Source organism: Altererythrobacter sp. BO-6, from assembly GCF_011047315.1.
Lineage (GTDB): Bacteria > Pseudomonadota > Alphaproteobacteria > Sphingomonadales > Sphingomonadaceae > Erythrobacter.
The window spans coordinates 2,372,629-2,388,400 of record NZ_CP049259.1; the positions used below are offsets into that span (position 1 = coordinate 2,372,629).

18 protein-coding genes are annotated in these 15,772 nt (G+C 58.7%); 12 read left to right on the plus strand and 6 right to left on the minus strand.

Features of this window, described 5'->3' with window-relative positions; genetic code table 11:
* Positions 1-42: 42 nt before the first annotated feature.
* A complete protein-coding gene (locus G6N82_RS11615; protein WP_165196621.1) occupies positions 43-795 on the plus strand; it encodes an electron transfer flavoprotein subunit beta/FixA family protein in 753 nt (250 codons plus the stop codon).
* Positions 796-822: 27 nt separating this feature from the next.
* Positions 823-1,752: an FAD-binding protein gene (locus G6N82_RS11620; RefSeq protein WP_165196623.1), complete on the plus strand. Its 930-nt coding sequence runs from the start codon at positions 823-825 to the stop codon at positions 1,750-1,752.
* A 204-nt stretch (positions 1,753-1,956) separates the two neighbouring features.
* Here the strand turns inward: G6N82_RS11620 and G6N82_RS11625 are convergent, their stop codons facing one another.
* The 5 genes from G6N82_RS11625 to G6N82_RS11645 all read right to left on the minus strand — a co-directional run bounded on the left by G6N82_RS11625 (position 1,957) and on the right by G6N82_RS11645 (position 7,790).
* The gene (locus G6N82_RS11625; RefSeq protein WP_165196625.1) at positions 1,957-2,499 is read right to left on the minus strand and encodes a TetR/AcrR family transcriptional regulator; all 543 of its coding nucleotides are present in this window, start codon (positions 2,497-2,499) and stop codon (positions 1,957-1,959) included.
* 889 nt (positions 2,500-3,388) lie between these two features.
* Complete coding sequence (locus tag G6N82_RS11630; RefSeq protein WP_165196627.1) at positions 3,389-5,938, minus strand: TonB-dependent receptor plug domain-containing protein; 2,550 nt, start codon at positions 5,936-5,938, stop codon at positions 3,389-3,391.
* 163 nt (positions 5,939-6,101) lie between these two features.
* Positions 6,102-6,590 (minus strand): nuclear transport factor 2 family protein, encoded by a 489-nt coding sequence (locus G6N82_RS11635; protein ID WP_206520177.1) that lies wholly within the window; start codon positions 6,588-6,590, stop codon positions 6,102-6,104.
* 46 nt (positions 6,591-6,636) lie between these two features.
* On the minus strand, positions 6,637-7,374 hold the full coding sequence (locus G6N82_RS11640) for an SDR family oxidoreductase (RefSeq protein WP_165196631.1): 738 nt from the start codon (positions 7,372-7,374) through the stop codon (positions 6,637-6,639).
* A 62-nt stretch (positions 7,375-7,436) separates the two neighbouring features.
* A complete protein-coding gene (locus G6N82_RS11645; RefSeq protein ID WP_165196633.1) occupies positions 7,437-7,790 on the minus strand; it encodes a DUF2834 domain-containing protein in 354 nt (117 codons plus the stop codon).
* Between the two features lie 622 nt (positions 7,791-8,412).
* On the opposite strand from G6N82_RS11645, the gene G6N82_RS11650 reads away from it, so the two are divergent.
* The 10 genes from G6N82_RS11650 (at position 8,413) to G6N82_RS11695 (ending at position 14,987) form a co-directional block, all read left to right on the plus strand.
* Positions 8,413-8,697 (plus strand): hypothetical protein, encoded by a 285-nt coding sequence (locus G6N82_RS11650; RefSeq protein WP_165196635.1) that lies wholly within the window; start codon positions 8,413-8,415, stop codon positions 8,695-8,697.
* Positions 8,698-8,817: 120 nt separating this feature from the next.
* Complete coding sequence (locus tag G6N82_RS15045) at positions 8,818-9,117, plus strand: hypothetical protein (RefSeq protein WP_165196637.1); 300 nt, start codon at positions 8,818-8,820, stop codon at positions 9,115-9,117.
* An 8-nt stretch (positions 9,118-9,125) separates the two neighbouring features.
* The gene (locus G6N82_RS11660; RefSeq protein ID WP_165196639.1) at positions 9,126-9,431 is read left to right on the plus strand and encodes an alpha/beta hydrolase; all 306 of its coding nucleotides are present in this window, start codon (positions 9,126-9,128) and stop codon (positions 9,429-9,431) included.
* Between the two features lie 42 nt (positions 9,432-9,473).
* The gene (locus tag G6N82_RS11665; protein WP_165196641.1) at positions 9,474-9,737 is read left to right on the plus strand and encodes a hypothetical protein; all 264 of its coding nucleotides are present in this window, start codon (positions 9,474-9,476) and stop codon (positions 9,735-9,737) included.
* Positions 9,738-9,966: 229 nt separating this feature from the next.
* Positions 9,967-10,938, plus strand: a complete 972-nt coding sequence (locus G6N82_RS11670; protein ID WP_165196643.1) for a hypothetical protein — start codon at positions 9,967-9,969, stop codon at positions 10,936-10,938.
* A 10-nt stretch (positions 10,939-10,948) separates the two neighbouring features.
* The gene (locus tag G6N82_RS11675; protein WP_206520180.1) at positions 10,949-12,184 is read left to right on the plus strand and encodes a phosphotransferase family protein; all 1,236 of its coding nucleotides are present in this window, start codon (positions 10,949-10,951) and stop codon (positions 12,182-12,184) included.
* Positions 12,181-12,675 carry a hypothetical protein gene (locus tag G6N82_RS11680; protein WP_165196647.1) on the plus strand — a complete coding sequence of 165 codons (495 nt, stop codon included), beginning with the start codon at positions 12,181-12,183 and terminating at the stop codon, positions 12,673-12,675. The genes G6N82_RS11675 and G6N82_RS11680 overlap by 4 nt, the downstream gene beginning before the upstream one ends.
* A gap of 13 nt (positions 12,676-12,688) precedes the next feature.
* Positions 12,689-13,702, plus strand: coding sequence for a hypothetical protein (locus G6N82_RS11685; protein ID WP_165196649.1), 1,014 nt, complete (start codon positions 12,689-12,691; stop codon positions 13,700-13,702).
* Positions 13,699-14,673 (plus strand): hypothetical protein, encoded by a 975-nt coding sequence (locus G6N82_RS11690; RefSeq protein WP_165196651.1) that lies wholly within the window; start codon positions 13,699-13,701, stop codon positions 14,671-14,673. The genes G6N82_RS11685 and G6N82_RS11690 overlap by 4 nt, the downstream gene beginning before the upstream one ends.
* Positions 14,670-14,987: a multidrug efflux SMR transporter gene (locus G6N82_RS11695; protein WP_165196653.1), complete on the plus strand. Its 318-nt coding sequence runs from the start codon at positions 14,670-14,672 to the stop codon at positions 14,985-14,987. Before G6N82_RS11690 ends, G6N82_RS11695 begins: the two co-directional genes overlap by 4 nt.
* On the opposite strand, the gene G6N82_RS11700 is transcribed toward G6N82_RS11695, so the two are convergent.
* Positions 14,971-15,747: a tyrosine-protein phosphatase gene (locus G6N82_RS11700; protein WP_165196655.1), complete on the minus strand. Its 777-nt coding sequence runs from the start codon at positions 15,745-15,747 to the stop codon at positions 14,971-14,973. The two genes, G6N82_RS11695 and G6N82_RS11700, sit on opposite strands and share 17 nt — an antisense overlap.
* Positions 15,748-15,772: the final 25 nt, after the last annotated feature.

Consider the following 15,772-nt stretch of genomic DNA (forward strand, 5'->3'; position numbering starts at 1 on the left):
GAGTCACGTAAAAGGTAAAGCAGTTTACTATAGGGTGTCAGCATGAAGATCCTCGTGCCCGTCAAGCGGGTGATCGACTACAACGTCAAGCCGCGGGTGAAGGCGGATGGTTCGGGTGTGGACCTGGCCAACGTCAAGATGAGCATGAACCCGTTTGACGAGATCGCGGTGGAAGAAGCGATCCGCATCAAGGAAGCGGGCAAGGCGAGCGAGATCGTCGCGGTGTCGATCGGCCCGGCGAAAGCCCAGGAAACGCTGCGCACTGCGCTCGCCATGGGCGCCGACCGCGCGATCCTGGTGCAGGTCGATGACGACGTCGATGTCGAACCGCTCGCTGTTGCCAAGATCCTCAAGGCGATTGCCGACGAGGAACAGCCGGGCATCGTGATGCTGGGTAAGCAGTCGATCAGTGACGACTCCAACCAGACCGGACAGATGCTCGCTGCGCTGATGGGCCGCCCGCAGGGTACCTTCGCCAATACCGTCGAAGTCGAAGGCGACAGCGTGACCGTGAAGCGCGAGATTGACGGCGGGCTTGAAACCGTGAAGCTTTCGCTCCCCGCGATCATCACCACCGATTTGCGCCTGAACGAGCCGCGCTATGCTTCATTGCCCAACATCATGAAGGCGAAGAAGAAGCCGCTCGATACCAAGTCGCCCGCCGATTACGGCGTCGACATCACGCCGCGCCTCACCACCACCAAGGTATCCGAACCGCCGGTTCGCCAGGCTGGCGAAAAGGTGGCCGACGTCGATGCGCTGGTCGCCAAGATCAAGGCTCTCGGGATCGCGTAAGCGCCAAGCCAGAAAAGGATTTCAGACATGAAAACTCTCGTTTGGGTCGAACATGACAACGCATCGGTGAAGGATGCCACGCTGGCGGCCGTCACTGCCGCTTCGCAGTTGGGCGAAGTGCATCTGCTGGTTGCTGGCAAGGGCTGCGCCGCAGTGGCCGAAGAAGCCGCAAAGATCGCCGGGGTGGGCAAGGTTCACCTGGCAGACGATGCCGCTTACGAACACGCGCTGGCTGAAAACGTCGCACCGCTGGTCGCAGGCCTGATGGACAGCCACGATGCTTTCGTCTGCCCCGCCACCACCACCGGCAAGAACATCGCGCCGCGCGTCGCCGCGCTGCTCGACGTGATGCAGATCTCCGACATTCTCTCGGTCGAAGGGCCCAAGACCTTCACTCGCCCGATCTATGCCGGCAACGCGATTGCAACGGTCGAAAGCTCGGATCCGAAGCTGGTCATCACCGTACGCGGCACGGCCTTTGAAAAGGCCGCGACCGAGGGCGGCAGCGGCACGGTCGAAGCGGTTTCGGGCACGGGCGATGCAGGCATCTCCAGCTTCGTCGGTTCGGAAATCGCCAAGAGCGAACGTCCCGAACTCACCAGCGCCAAGGTGATCGTATCGGGTGGCCGCGCGCTGAAGGATGCGGAATCCTTCGAACAGGTAATCACCCCGCTGGCAGACAAGCTGGGCGCAGGGATCGGCGCATCGCGCGCCGCTGTCGACGCAGGCTATGTGCCCAACGATTACCAGGTCGGCCAGACCGGCAAGATCGTGGCACCGGAAGTCTATATCGCGGTCGGCATCTCAGGCGCGATCCAGCACCTTGCCGGCATGAAGGATTCCAAGACCATCATCGCCATCAACAAGGACGAAGACGCGCCGATCTTCCAGGTGGCCGACATCGGACTCGTCGCCGACCTGTTCAAGGCCGTGCCGGAACTGACCGAGAAGCTCTAACCTACAGAATTTCTCAAGCTTTATCATGACCTCCGGCGGGCTAACGTGCCTGCCGGAGGTCTTATTTTATGGGTCGCCAAAGCCTCTGACCGTGGACTTGGGATGTGGAAGTTGGATCTGCCTTAGGCGGCCTCATCCTTTGCAAAACATGGCGGCGAACGAAAAATTGTGCTGGCGCTCTGGTCCAGTCGCAAGAGCCCAATTTCAGCCTCCAGATTGTTCCCTCGACGTAACAAGGCCTCTGCCTTGACCCACAGGCCAAATGCCGCCGCATGTGCCCTGCCCACATTGTCGGCGAAATGTGGAATTTGCTTTAAGACCCGAAAAGCCCCACCCTTCGAGCTCCCTCAGGTAACGCACAAGCGGGCGCAGGCTCGGGTCGCGGGTTGCTAGCAGGCAAGTTTGTCCGGTCAGGCGGGCGAATCCGATGTAGAAGCCAGCCGGCTGTTCGTCGGTTCCGGGTTTGAGCAGGCCATTCAAGGTTTTCAGCCATTCCGCCAAGCTGGCTGGCGGGGGTGAAGCTGGAATGTCCATGTCGAATTGGCTGGGTATCCCATTGACCAGCGCGTGCCAGATGGCCTGAGTACGGAAGTTTTCCATGTCCTCGAAATGGTAGGCAATCACCGAAGGAGATGTGCCAGCCGCCTTGGCAAAGCCGCGTTGCTTCAAACTCTCGATCCCGGATTGCGAGATGATGCGTGCCGCCTCTTTCAGAAGGTGCGTAGCGATCGGAGAGTCACTAGCCATGGTGGGCTGTCGGATGGAGAAAGGCTGCGTGTCCAGAATGCTGCTGATGGTATGAACTCTCTGCCTGAGCACTTAGAGGGGATCATCTACGCAACAGGCGCAGTGTCAGCACTCAACCGGGTCGAAATTCATCCCTCGTTCCAGCACGCAGGTTTGCGCGAGGTGTACCGAAGGCTTGGCCTTTGCACGCAGGCATCGAGCCCGCTTGGCAGAGGGAAGGACCCAACCGATCCGCGCCTCGCTTCAAGCGACGACAGCCCCGAGGCATCTGCGGCGAAGGTTATTCTGGCGTGACTGGCGAAACAAGGAGTTTTGCCGGTAGTGAAGTGGAGCCGTGCAGAGCGCATGCGCGAGAATTTGGCTATGCTCGACATCGAGCTTTTGCCGGAGGATTTGGAACTTTTGGGCCAGCTAGAGCGCAACGAGAGTTGCTTCGGCGTGGATCCTCGAACTTTCGTAGGGTCTTATATAAAATCAGGCTCGGTCCTCGGCATCTTACTCGCCGACGATAAGATTGAGGTCCCTCGCCGCAACCTTCACTCGGGGAGCAGCTTTCTCGCCCAGATCTGCATCGGTCCAGTCTTGTAGAAGCGTCATCTCGATCTTTATCGGAATCTGCTCCGATGAAATTGTTGCACCATCTTCAATCGCGCAAACGGAACGCTCGGGAAACGCACTCGCAACATGGATGTTGATTATCGGGCAATGTTAAGCCGGCCGCGCATAAACCTCGATAGATTCAGTTATATCAGTAGACCGAAAAGCCTTCGATTTTCTCATCGATGAGCACAGTTGTCAGGCTGCGTGGTCTGTCTATGAGAAGGTGGAGGAGGTGGTATCGCCCCCTCCTCCGCCTCTGGTATCAGTCTGCGACTGTCCGCAATGCACGCTAAAACTTGTAACGCGCCTCGACCATGAAGGTCCGGGGCTCGCCCGGAACGGCCGTGTTCACCTGGAAGAGCTGGCCAAGCGGAACGCCGCCGACGTAGTACAATTCCTTGAACGCATTACGCAGCACACCTGCGATTGACCAGCCTGCCGCGTCGTTTTCAATCCCCACGCGGAAGTTGACCAAGGTGTAACTCGGCAGAGTTGTGATCGGATCGCGAGGACCTTTTGCCGCCGTCGACACCTGGGTTTGGTGATAGACGTCGCTCCTAAAAGAAAAGTCGAGAGTGTCGGTCAAAGGGAATTTGACGTCGGCAAAGACGGATCCGGACCAATCGGGGGTATCGGGATAGTTCCCGAACAAAACCGGTGCGGATCCGCCCACCGAAACAAGGCCGTCCGTAAACTTGGCATCGGTGTAATTGACCTGCCCGCCCAATTTCAGCCAGTCCGCGGGTGACAGATCCGCGTCAAACTCAAACCCGCGAACCTCCGCACCCGGCACGTTCACGGTGATAGCTACCGGCGCGCCGCCGCGCAGTGTGTAAGCGACCCGCTGTGCGTTGTCGATCCAGCTCTGATAAAGAGCGAGGTTGAAGCGATAAGGGATGCCGATATAGCCCTGTTTTTTCAGACCCAGCTCAACATCGGTAACCTTTTCGGTACGGAACGCATTGCCGCCGTCTTCCCCAAAGCCCGGAACAGGTTTCTGGAAGTAGTTAAAGCCTCCGTGCCGGGTACTGCGGCGAGTGGCCGCGTAAATAAGCGTATCCGGATCGATTTGATACTGGAGACCCAAGGTCCAGCTCCACGAACCGAATTTCCGTGTCTGATCGGGATCGTATGTCGCCTGCAAAGCTGGCGGATCCGAGAATGAAAGATCACGCGGTAGGTACCGGATATTGACCTTCTCGTCAGTGTATCTCGCGCCAGCGGTGAAGCTGAGTCCCTCGACGCCCGAGATCTCACTTAGGTCAAGCGTACCCTGTGCGAAGCCAGCATAGGTTTTGTTCGACGTCACCGCCGCATTGATCTGGATCGTGCGGATGATCGGGAAATCGAAAAAGTCGCTTCCGGTTATTGCGGTGAACTCCTCGTCGGAGAAGAAGATGCCCGCGACATAATCCAGTTGGCCGTTGAAACCCTCACCCAGGATTTGCAGTTCGTTGGAGATAGCCTTGAACTTGTCGATGCGGCCGTAAGGTTCACCTGCCGCATTGGTTGGGAAGAAGCCATTGTTGTCGATACCGAATGGGACGGCATCGACATCGTTAAAGATAACGCTCGTCGTATCGATGTAACCAAATACGTTCTTGATCTGAGCGCCTCCGCCAACGTCGATTGTCGTGACGTTTGACACCAGCCAGTTTTCCGCGTCGTAATCCTGCGGTCCGTCAAGATCGATCGTGTATGGCCCGCGCTCCTGCTGGATGGGGAGGAACTCTGCCAATCCGCCATCGGGCAAGTGCGGGGTGAGCGAACGATAGAGCGCGGCGGTCCCGGCGCCCGCATTCGGTGGGCCACCGGCGCCCTCCACGAAGCCGCTGATGATTGCCTCGAAAATCGGTGCGCCGCTTGGAGTGACGTCAGTAAGCGCGATCAGAGGGATCGCTCCAGTCGGATCAAGGCTATAGAGGACAGCAGAGGTGGATGAACCGCCTGACTTCAGGTAATCGACCACTAGGGTGTTTTCGATCCCATCGGTTGGCTGGATCGCCAAGGTCGCTCTTGCGCCGGTGCGATCAACATCGCCAACCCGACATCCCTTCGCTGGTGGAGGCGTTACCGGCCCCACGACTGGATCGGATGGAATCGGGAATAAGGGACGCGGCGAGGCACAGAAAGGATGGACGTTTCGCTGGAAACCGTCCCGCTCGTGATGGACACCCGCGAACCGTAACTGGATCGTATCCGCGATGGGCAGGTTAATCGCACCCTCGATATAACGCAGGTCGTAATTGCCGAGTCGGCCCAGCACATAACCGCCGAAGTCCGAATTTGGCTTTGCGGTAGTCAGAAGTACCGCACCGCCTGTCGCGTTGCGGCCGAACAGTGTTCCCTGCGGCCCCTTCAATACCTGGATCGAGGCAAGATCATAGAATGCCGACGAACCGCCGATGCCCCCTGCGATGGGCACTTCGTTAAAATAAGGTAGAACGCCAGGACGGATATTGCTGAACACATCCAGCGATTGACCGCGAATCGAATAGTTGAGGTTGTTCGAGTTCTGCGAGGCGCGGACGGTCACACCGGGCAGCGCTACCTGTATATCGGATTCCGAGACAATTGCACGCTCGGCAAGAGTGTCTGATGTAAGCACGCCTACCGAAACGGGGGTGCGCTGGAGCGACTCTTCGCGCCGCCGGGCGGTGACGAGAATATCGCCCGCCGCGTAGTCAGAGGAACTCACCTTGTCCGGTTCCTCGAGCGACATTTCGGTCGCGTCAACTACCGGCCCATCGACGACAGTGTCGTTCGAATCCTGCGCCCATGCTGGAGTTGCAGCCACGATCGCCGTAGCTCCGGCGAGAAGTACAAAGCGCTTATTCATTTGAAATCCTCCACCCATTTCCGACCACCGAACCGGCGCGGAACCTCCGTTTTCAGCCCGGTCACAAGGGGGGCACATTGACACCCTATAGCCCGGCGTGAGGAATATGCTAAACTAGTTTATCAAGTAGTCAACTGGTTTATTTTTATGTGGCGCTGTGGGCTTATCTCCCGAAAGCCGGATCTTCCCAAAAATGCGCGATTTCAACTGGATACCCGAGTTGCTGGACTACATGAATCTGGTCACTGTGCACGATTTCCCGCGCGATTTTGCCATTGCGGTAGATGTGATAGGTCATGCCATTGGTCACGATCTCGCGGTCGTCCTTGACCGGCAGGCCGAAGAACGTGCCGCAGTGCGTCGCCTTCCAGCTGAACAGAATAAGACCCGCGTCTTTATTGCCGATGTACTCGTCGACAGAGAACTCGTGAATTCCGAAGCCGCTCGACGGGTCCTGGTTGGCAAATGGTAGGAATGCCCGGCGCAGAGCGGCCTTGTCATTCCTTATGAACTGCTCGAGCGGATAATCGGCGAAGTCGAAATCTTCCGCGTAATACGATACGGCCTCGTCCGCACTCCGGCTGAACGATTTGATCCAACGGGTCACATGCTCAAGGTTCATTTCAATCTCTCCGATCGGGGGCGGCGCCATATGCCGGGCTTGGAATGAGTGGACGGCGTAGGCTGTCCTCTCTGAGTCAGGGATATGCCCCTGCCGCGAAGTTGATGTACTGGGCTGTCAGCGGCATGGCCTTCTGGCTCGCGAGGAGGGCAATAAGCGCACCCAATTCATCGGGTCGTCCGAGACGGCGCAACGGAACCTCGTTATCGAGTTTTGGCTTGAAGCCAGGCATCAATTCTTCCCAGCCATCGGGAAAATAGGTCGGGTTCTTCATCCAGTTGGGTCCGACGACGTTCACCTGGATGTTTTCTGGCCCGACCGCTTGGCCCAGTGAAATCGCATAGCCGGTGGCTGCGGCGCGCGCGGCCCCATAAATTCCGACCTGAGCCATAGGAAACCGCGCTGTCGTCGACGTCACGAAGATAATGGCGCCGGAACCTCGCTCACGCATGTGGGGCAGTACTGCCTGACTCAACTCGAACGGATATACAACGCCTTGTTCCAGCACCTCCCGCAGCTCCGACGCGCTTGAGCCGTCAATCGGCCGGATCGGATCGGGGACGATGTCGTTGGAGATCAGAGCGTCTATCCTGCCGAACCGCTTGAGCACCGCTGCCACCAGCGCAAGCGGGTCCGTTTCGTAGAATGTGTGAAGGTCGGCACGCCCGGCGACGAAAGAGGCCGCCTCGTTCGGGTCAACGAACGAGGGGTCAGCGGCGGCGACAATCCACTTATCCTCATGCAGCCCCATGGTCGCGCCGGGCCCCGCATAACCCGTCGCGTTGGTAACCAAGCTTACCTTTTGGTACATCATTTTTCCTCCATGCCACCGTCCTGGCGCCGCTCTACAAACGCATTGGCGTCGGGACCAACCGCTCAGACCGAAGACTGGTCGCGACGATCAATGAATCTTTCGCGCACAACCAAATACACCGGGAATGCCAGCGACACCCCGACATAGGAAAAGAATACAAAGAAGATGCCCCACCTGTATCCCAGCCCAATCCTGCCGGCGTCCACAACGACCCAGATCATAAATGTGACCCACATGAAGAGGATGTCGAGGCTCAGAAATGCAGCAGTTCCCCCGTGAACGACGGCGTCGCCGAAGAAGTCTAACGGGTTAAGAATATTTCCACCATCGCGCATCCAGTCGATCGCATGCGGCCAGGTCAGGAAAAACGCTGCGACGCCCAACGCGAGGTAGACCGCGTGCCTGAAGTCATCCAATTTTTCTCTCCCACCGTGACTCGCGCACCCCTATCCGGCCTACGCGATGGCTTCCTGACTTTAGTCTCGGAATACAGCAGACCTTAAATTCGTCAACCTCTTTATCATTTCGCCCAGTCGGAGAGACGCGCTAACAGGCCACATTCTTGGCCTTTTCACCCAATGCGCGAGGCCGACGGCCCGAGACCCCTCCGGGTACCGCATTAGCTTTATCGCCAAGGTAGATAACTAGTTTATATTTATGGAGTCGGCATGGTGATGGCAGTTCTTCGAGAAAAGGTGGCCGGCGGTTAGTGCGCAGCGCCGACACCTTGCGCTCGCCGGCGGTCGGTGTCTTAGGAGGCTCTTCATGGCCGTTGTCCGATTACGCGCCGTCCAATTGCTGTTCGTTCTCGATGTGAAAAGCCGGGTAGAGCAGCCTTCGGTCCTTCAGGAACGAATACGCCATCTGGCCCCCAATCTCGGGTGCTCCTAAACGGAAGTGAAAGGGAAGGCCCGAAAGTATTGCCGAGGGCTTATCCCCTGTCCGACGCGGTTCATGATCGATCTGCGCGCGGTTTGATCGCTTCATAATGAGGTTGGGTTACCAAGGCCTGCGCCAAGACGGATCGGACGTGGCGCGATGCGCGAAACCTTCCGTCGCTTTCCCACGATCGTGCTGTTCATGCATCAGACCTTTGTCGACGGCACGGCGCCGACGCTCTATTTCTATCACAACGATCTGCCGATGCCGCACACCATCGGCGGCATCAACATGGCCTTCTTTGGACTTGGGTTCCCTTGTCGCCGTTCAGGTTCGATCTTCAATCGTTGGGCGTTCCAGAATAACCCGGTCTATAAACTCGTTCTTTGCCGGCACCTTGCCTATCTTCTCGAGAATCGTTTTCCGATGTCTTGGGCGTTCTAGGGCAGGCGCTCACGCCCTGGAAAGCTGATGCCGCCCCCTTAGGGATTGCTCAAGTACGTGCTGGAAGCCGCGCACTATTGAGGGATCGAAAACCTCCAGATTGCCTCCTTCGTCACCAGCATGGACCCGATCCACGATGTCGACGAATATGTGCTTGAGCAGCGCGGGCGGCTGAAGAAGCCTAAGTCGGCAATCTGGTTGCTCGGATACCTAGGCAGCTTGCGTCGGCCGACGGGACAAATGCGAGTCGATCTCGGGCAGCCAGTAGTGCTGAGTAAAGCACCCGAGCCAAGCGACCGGATGCCGCTCGCGAGAGTCGCCTTTCAGATCGCGATCGAGGCCAACCGGACTACCCCGCTTACTGTCTCGGGCCTGACCTACCTGAGCCTGCTTGGCTCGGCGCAACCCGGCGTGACCTAGCGGCGGTCATGGCTCTGCTGATTGGGATGATGGGCGATCTCCTTACCTTGGTGCGCGCGGCTCGTTCGGAAAATCCACGAGTGCCGCTAGGCCTATTCGAACACTCGATGGGCTCGGTGATTGTTCAGGCTTTCCTCCTCGATTACCCGCATCTTGTCGACGCGCTGGTGCTTTCGGGCTCCGCCGCAGTCGATGTGGTGGCGGCCAAGGGCGCGGAAACGCCTGACCGATTTGGTGCGATGAACACTCCGTTTGAGCCCGGCCCTACTGAGTTCGATTGTTTGAGCCGCAACCAGGCCGAGGTGGAACGCTAAGCTGCCGACCCGCTGCGCGGCTTTTCGATTCAGTCGGGATCGATGGAGGAACTGTTCGGGCAGGGCGAGACGCTTGCCGATGCCGTACGGATCGCCGCCTTGCCGAAAGATCCGCCGATCTGGATAGCGTCGGGCGATGCCGATCCCCTGCTCCAAATGCTCGGCGCGCTGCAGCCGCTGATCGAACGATATCGTGCGGCCGGTCTTGCAATCGAGAGCCGAATCTACCTGCGCGTGCCACGACATTCTCAACGAGGCCAACAGAGAAGATGTAGTCGCCGATCACTGCGGCGTACGCAGGCATAGTTCGATGACATCAGGATCATCGCCCGACAGCGGCAGAGCCAACGAGGGCGGCTTGCTGCTGCCGAGATCTCGGAAAATAGCTTGCCAAACTAATAAACTTGTTTATTATATTGCTTGCGCATATCGGTTGGGTGCGTCCGGCTGGATGTGATCGGAGAGGACGGATGATCGAAAAACCAACGATTGGCTGGTGCAGCATTCGGGCTGGCGATTCTCGGGGAGCAACCCGATGATCACCGCAGAGGATTATCGTTTCCACGAACGCGATCCAGGCGACGATACTTGGACCGAGACCATCTTCCAGATCTTCTCGGTGCCCGAAGCGGCGATCAGCGGCAATCTTTACGTGCTATCGCGCCCCAATCTCGGCGTGACCCACTGCTCGGTCGAGATCCATCAAGGCTTGTGCCTCCATCCCTGGCAACTCCATCACAACGACGCCCAGATGCATCTGCGTTGTCCGGACGACTATTCGGATTTCACGCTTTCCAATGGCCTGAGCTTCAAGGCGCACAACGAACGCGAGCACGAGTGGCGTTATGAATCGCGCGACGGAGTCTGTGCGCTCGAACTTGATTACACTGCGATCTGCGAACCGACCGACGCGCGTGACCCTGCGCAGGTGCCGCAAGCCGGTGACAGCAAGGTCCAAGGATACAGTGGGTGGAACAACGGCCATTTGGAAGGCAAGGGCATGGTCAAGGGAACGCTGCGCTTGCGCGACAAGACCTATCGGGTCAATTGCGTGGAAGGGGTCAACAAGAGTTGGGGCCCGCGCAACGATTGGGGCAACAAGGGCGCGACCTGGGTACATGTCGACCTTGGCGAAGGGATGCGCGCCTTCATGGTGTTGGACATCGACTTCAAGGACCGCGCAATGGTCTATGGGGGACTTCGCTACGGTTACGTCCTAGTGAATGGTGAACGCCGACCGCTGCTGTCCGGCGAACTGATCGCCAAACGCTACGCGATGCTGGTTACGAGCGCCAACGCCCGGTTCGAGGACGATCGGGGCGAAGTCTACTCCGCGCGAGGCACAACAATCGCCGCAGGTCCGTGGTATAATTTCAATCCTTCGAGCTGTGGTTATCAAGTGCTCCTGCGCTGGGAAGGAAAGCAGGGCGTGGGGCACGGTCACATTGCCGATTTCGTCGGGATGTATGCACTTTCCCAGGCGATGGCCGACGAACTCTATGAATGAGGAGCGGGGAGTGAGCCAAGCTGGCGAATATCAAATCGTCACGGAGAAACAGCGGCGCTTGCCCGACGAGGAAACGATCGCGAGCATTCGCGCTCGATACCCTGTCGAAGCCGAACACGACGCTGTCTATTCGCGTAAGATGAGGCGTCGGCATGGGCCAGGCTATCAGGGCGTGACTCTCGACCTTCTCGTAGAAGGGAGCAAAGCGCTTATAGAATCTGAGGTCGGCGGCGCGGTCTCGATCGAGAATGCCCGTTGGTTATCGGGCGGCGCGTCAAAGCTGCAGGTTCTGTTCGAGCTCGTCTGGCGCGGCGAAAACGGGGCCGGCGAGCGGCGTGACACGATGGTCCTGCGCATGGAGCCGGCGGCATCGGTGACCGAATCGAGTCGCAACCGCGAGTTCGAGGTGTTGCGCGCGGTAGAAGGGATCATCCCTGCGCCAAAGCCTTACTGGGTCGACGCCGATGCCAAGTATCTTCCCTACCCGGCGATGATCTACGACTTCGTCACCGGCGCCGCCAAGCCATCTTATGACTCAGGCAAGGTATCGGGTCTTGGACAAAACTTCGGACCAGAGTTGCGGACAAAGCTGGCACCTGATTTCGTCCGGATGCTCGCTGCCCTTCACACCATCGACGTTTCCAGTCTGGATGGGCTCGAGCATTTCGAGCGGCCCGAAGTCGGATCCAACGCATCGGTGATCCGCCAGGTCAACGCCTACCGCAGGGTGTGGGAGGAAGATCGGGTGGAAGAGGAGCCGTTGCTCGAAGTGGTGTATCGCTGGTTGGTCCAGAACGCACCGCCGCTCGATCATGTCTCGATCGTGCATGGTGACTATCGGAGTGGTAACTTCCTCTTCGACGAAGATGCCGGGCGGATCACCGCTTGGCTGGATTGGGAGGGCGCAACCCTAGGGGACCGCCACCAGGATCTGACTTATGCCGGCATGCCGTCATTCTCACATTTCGCCGAAGACGACAGCACCTTGCTCGCCTCGGGAATGATGTCAGAACCTGATCTCTATGCCGCGTATGAAAAGGCATCGGGATTGCCCGTCGACCCCGCGCGGCTGGCATACTATCAGATCTTCAATCGCTATCTGCTATGCGTGCTTACACTGGCCGCCTCGGCGCGGGCTTCGCGGATCGGCGGCACCCACCAAGACGTGCTGGTGAACTACGTGGTGGGGGTCGGATACGTAGGCCTCGCCGATCTGCACGAGGCCTTTCTGGAGGAGGTACGATGAACCTCGATTTTGACGTCCAGCTCCAGGTTGCGTTGCGTGCGCTCACCGATGTCGTTGCGCCGGCGCTTGGCGAGGGGGCCGAAAAACACGTTGTCGAGCAGCTCCACCTTGCGGTGGCCACGATCTCCTTCGTCAAGACCCGGCTGCCAGAAGCGCGCCGCTATTATCGAATGGAGCTTCGCCATTTCATCGACCTCGCGGAGGCAGCGGCTCGGATGACTGGCGAGGATGCCGCACTCGATGCGGCGGTCCGCGACGGAGAGGCTGCGCTTCGCGATGCGGAGGCCGACATCGGCAACTATATCGAGATCACTCGCCGCCTACGGGAAGAGGTGGCCGCGCTCGCCAGCCGGACGGAGGGCGAAGATCGTGCCGCCCTGGACCGGCTCGTGCTCGACACGAGCGGCGAATTGTTGGCGCAGTACCGCCAATGGGCGTTACCTTTCGGACTAGAGCCCAAGCCAGAGGAATTGCCAGCGCCCGCGTGGTGATGGCGGAGACGGCATGATCACCGATCGAGATCTTGAATTCCATCACGCGGATTCACCTGCATTCGACCATGCGGAAACGCTATTCCTGATCTTCAGCGTTCCGGAAGCGCGGATAAGCGGCAATGCCTATGTGCTGTGCCGCCCCAACGCCGGAGTGTGCCTGTCATCCATCTACGTTCACCAGGGCTTCCATGCCAATGCCTGGACGGCAGACTATTCCGACGCGCCCATGCATGTGAAATGCCCGGAAACGATGGCCGATTTTACCTTGTCTAATGGTCTGTTCGTGCGCGGCAGCAACAATGCTCGTGACTACTACATGCGGTATGAAGGGCGCGATGACATTTGCCGGTTCGAACTCGATTTCAAGGGCCTGATGGATCCGTTCGATCCGCTCGACCCCGCGCAGAACCCCATGCTTCAGGTTTTCGACAATGATCCCGAAGCATCGACCGGCGCAGGCGATTCCTGGACAAAGGGGCATTACGATCTTGTCGGCCGGATCACCGGAGAGATTTCGCTCTACGGCCAGACTTTCGCCATCGATTGCGTGGACGGGCTTGACCGCAGCTGGGGGCCGCGCGCCGAATGGAACAGTGCGCCGGTTTCGTGGATGCACATGACCTTCGGTGACGATCTGGCGTTCCACCTTGTGGTGAGCCTAGACATAGTCGGTGGGCAACAGGTCTATACCACTTTCCGCTTCGGTTATGCCGTGGTGGATGGTCAATCCTGTGCCATCGTGGCCGCCGAAGTGGAGGCAGAGAGTCTTGGCATGCTGGGGATACATCGTGTCATCAGGCTGACTGACGAGCACGGTCGGAAATGGGAAATGACGGGTGCTGCCATTGCCGCCGCACCGTGGCATTCGGCCTATCCCAGCTTCATTTCCTTCCAGAGCCTCTACCGCTGGACCATGGGCAAGCGCGTCGGCTTCAGCAACGTTACCGATGTGATCGGCGTGACGACACTATCGCGCAAACTCTCGCGCCTTGCACAGGCTTCACCTGACACAGGACAACAATGATGGTTTTCGAATCGATCAAATCCACGATCCCTGCGTTCGATATTGCGCATGACAACCGTCACAAATTGCGTTCGGAGCCGCACTCTCGTGAAGCGATTGCGCTCATGCTGCAATTGCCCGAGCGCGGGATCGCCGGATTCATCTATCCCTGGATCAATGCCGATGGCACGGCTGGAGCATCGATCAGCCTCTTCGGCCCGGGTCTTCCAGAAGCGATCGAGGAGCGCTTCGAAGCGGAGCCGGTTCCGGCCGAGATGGATTTCTATGACTGGCAAGTGGCTGGCCTTACCTACAGGATCGATGAGCCCCACCGCAGCGCCGATTACAGATTTGAAGGCGAACGGGTGAAGATCGCCTGCCGTTTCGAAGCCTTCCATCCGGTCTTTCCCTTCAGCGCCCACCCTGACGGTTGTCCACAATACTATGCTGACGATCGCACTGAACAGCATGGCTGGATCCGCGGGCAGATGGAAATCGATGGCGAGGCGTTCGATTTCGAAACGCTGGGCCAGCGCGACCATGCCTGGGGCAACCGGATCTGGGGGCTGAACCAGCACTATAAGTGGTTTCATGCTACCACGCCGACGCAGGCGGTGCATTTTTTCGAGCTGCACTCGTTCGGGGCGGTGCATCTGCGCGGCTTCGTGTTCCGCGATGGTGCCATGGCGCAGGTAACCCGCGTCAGTCACGAATTCCACTATGATGAAGAGATGCACCACGATGTCATCAATGCCACCGTGCATGACGACCTGGGTCGTTCGACGCTGATCGAATGCGAACGCTTCGCCAAGTTCGAATTTCGCGCCGATCCGATGATCGCGCTCAAGGAATCGGCAATCCGCGTACGGATGGGCGAAGAAGAGGGAACTGGCTGGTGCGAGTTCTGCTGGAACCGGAACTATCTTGACTTTGCGCGGCAGCACCTGGCCCAGTTCCAACCCTATCCGCAATGCAGTAGCTATCGCGAGTGAGTGCTGGCTGGATCTACCTGAGCATCGCGATCCTGTTTGAGGTCGCCGCCACATCTGCGCTGAAAGCTAGCGACGGGATGTCGCGGCTGACTCCCACCATCCTAGCGCTCGTAGGCTATGGCATCGCCTTTTTTTGCCTTGCCCGCGCGATGCGCGAGGTACCATTGGGCGTCGCCTATGCGGTTTGGTCGGGCGTAGGGATCGTCGCGCTCGTGGTGATAGACTATCTATTCTACAGCAAAGGCTTCGACATACGCGAAACGATCGGCATCGCGATGGTACTGGCCGGGGTATTGGTCATCTATTCGGCTTGAGCGCATGCGGGACGAGATAGGCTCGGCGCAATCGGGTAATGAGATCTTCGTCGATCCCGGCATGGCGACGCAGGTAATCCGCTGTCCCGTCAGACTGGGTGGAGATGACAGCTAAGGCCGCCTCGAGGTACTCCTCTCGCACGCCGCACATCTCAGTTATAACGTCCTGCGGAAGTGTCGACATCGCCGCATGCCCTGATAGCGCCGACAGGAGATATTCGATCCGGGCTTGCCCGCCCGCATTTGTGAGCAAGTATTCGCGCTTGATCGCCTCTGGTTCAACCTCCAGGAGCGACTGAAACAGCGCCACCGCCAGCCCGGTACGGTCCTTGCCGGCAACGCAATGCACCAGGGTTGGGCCGTCCGCGTCGGCGAGGGAATGGAGATAGCTGCCGGTCATCCGAAGGAAGTGCGGCGCGCAAATCAGCTCGCGATACACCTCCCTCATGGCCGCCCGCGCCTCTGATGCCCGGGTCAGGCCAAGGAACCGCTCCATGGCGTGCGGGACAACACCCTGATCGTCGTGAGCTGCGATGCGAAGGCCGGAGAAAGGCGGCTGCGACGTTGGTGTTGCGGGGACTTCGTGTCGGTTGCGGAAGTCGATAATCCTGCGAAGGCCTAGCCCCTCCACTCCGGCCAGCGCATCATTCTCCGCGCGGTCGAGTTCCGCCGAACGGTAGAGGCGACCGGTCATAATTTGCGCGCCGTTTACGGCCGAATAGCCGCCGTAATCGCGCAGGTTTAAACGCTCCGACAGCATGGCTGCTTTCCTGTTTGGTCTATCC